Annotated in this window: 2 protein-coding genes; one reads left to right on the top strand and one right to left on the bottom strand. The window is 68.3% G+C overall.

All coding sequences use genetic code 11. The annotated features are described in order from the left end of the window. Window positions 1-1,141: FtsK/SpoIIIE domain-containing protein (locus tag A9X03_RS18940; RefSeq protein ID WP_255369127.1), on the top strand; the 1,141-nt coding region annotated here is incomplete at its 5' end. A 31-nt stretch (window positions 1,142-1,172) separates the two neighbouring features. Here the strand turns inward: A9X03_RS18940 and A9X03_RS18945 are convergent. Further along, window positions 1,173-1,823: cytochrome P450 (locus tag A9X03_RS18945; RefSeq protein ID WP_156736653.1), on the bottom strand; the 651-nt coding region annotated here is incomplete at its 5' end.

Genomic DNA, 1,823 nt, shown 5'->3' on the forward strand with positions numbered 1-1,823 from the left:
CCCGTCGTTCGGGGTCCACGTGGTGGTCACGGCCGATCGCGAATCGGAGCTGCGGCCCCCGGTGCGAAGCGGGTTCGGCTCCCGGGTCGAGCTGCGGCTGGCCGCCGTGGAGGACGCCAAACTGGTGCGGTCCCGGTTCGCAAAGGAAGTTCCGGTCAAGCCGGGCCGCGGCATGGTCGCGGTCAACTACGTCCGCCTCGATTCCGACCCACAGGCCGGTCTGCACACGTTGGTGGCCCGCCCCGCGCTCGGGAGCACAGCTGACTACGTCTTCGAGTCCGACAGCGTCATCGACGCCGTGAGCCGCCTGACGAGCAGCCAGGCCCCGCCGGTGCGCCGCCTCCCGGCGCGGTTCGACGTGGAGCAATTGCGCGAGCTGGCCGCACGGGACACGCGACAGGGCGTCGGTGCGGGCGGAATCGCTTGGGCCATCTCCGAATTGGACCTGTCGCCGGTGTACCTCAACTTCGCCGAGAACGCGCACCTGATGGTGACGGGTCGACGCGAATGTGGGCGCACCACGACGCTGGCCACCATCATGTCCGAGATCGGCCGGCTGTACGCGCCGGGAGCCAGCAGCGCGCCCACGCCGCCGCCCGGCCAGCCGTCGGCACAGGTCTGGCTGGTGGACCCGCGGCGCCAGCTGCTGACCACGCTGGGTCCGGACTATGTCGAGAAATTCGCCTACAACCTCGACGGCGTCCAGGCGATGATGGGCGAGTTGGCGGCGGTCCTGGCCGGACGCGAGCCGCCGCCGGGTCTGTCCGCCGAGGAGTTGCTGTCGCGGTCGTGGTGGAGCGGTCCGGAGATCTTCCTGATCGTCGACGACATCCAGCAGCTGCCGGCAGGTTTCGACTCGCCACTGCACAAGGCCGCCCCGTGGGTGACCAGGGCCGCCGACGTCGGGTTGCACGTGCTCGTCACGCGCACCTTCGGTGGTTGGTCGTCGGCGGGCAGCGACCCGATGTTGCGAGCGCTGGCCCAGGCGAACGCGCCGCTGCTGGTCATGGACGCCGACCCGGACGAGGGCTTCATCCGCGGCAAGATGAAGGGTGGGCCGCTGCCCCGTGGTCGAGGCCTGCTGATGGCCGAGGACACCGGTGTGTTCGTCCAGGTCGCGGCGACGGAGTTGCGCAAGTAAGGCGGATACCGCTGCGCCGGGGCTGGCCGAATCAGCCCCAGCGCAGCGGTAATTCTTTGAGCGCGAAACTCTTCGACGGGTAGTTGATCGCGGGGACGTAGTCCGCCGGCACGTCGAAGTCGGGGATCTGCCTGAGCCATTCTCCGACGATGACGGTCAGCTCGATCCGCGCCAGATGAGAGCCCAGGCAGCGGTGCGGTCCGCCCCCAAACCCCCAGTGCCGGTGGACCTTTCCGTCCATCACGAGCTCGTTGACGGACGTGGCGTCGCTCTCGTCGCGGTTGACCGCGGCCATGCACAACCGCACCGATGTGCCGGGCGGCAACGTCATGCCGCCGATTTCGACGAATTGGGTGGTGATCCGGGGGGCCACCGGCGCAGAGGGCTCCAGCCGGACGATCTCTTCGATGAAAACCCGGATCTGCCTTGGGTTCTCGCGAAGCGAAGCGCGCAGCTGTGGCCGGCGCGCCAACTCGAACAGGCAGAATCCGATCGCCGCGGTCACCGTGTCCAGGCCCGCCAGGATCAGCAGGTGGCTCATGCCCAGCAGTTCCAGATCGGTGAAGTCACCGTCACTGGCCATGACTTGCGACAGCATGTCGGAGCCGGGGTTTTGGCGGCGTTGCTGGATCGCATTGACCAGGTACTCCAACAGCAGCTGGCTCTTCTCGAGGTCGGCCTG

This window comes from Mycobacterium sp. E1715, from assembly GCF_001667625.1.
GTDB lineage: Bacteria > Actinomycetota > Actinomycetes > Mycobacteriales > Mycobacteriaceae > Mycobacterium.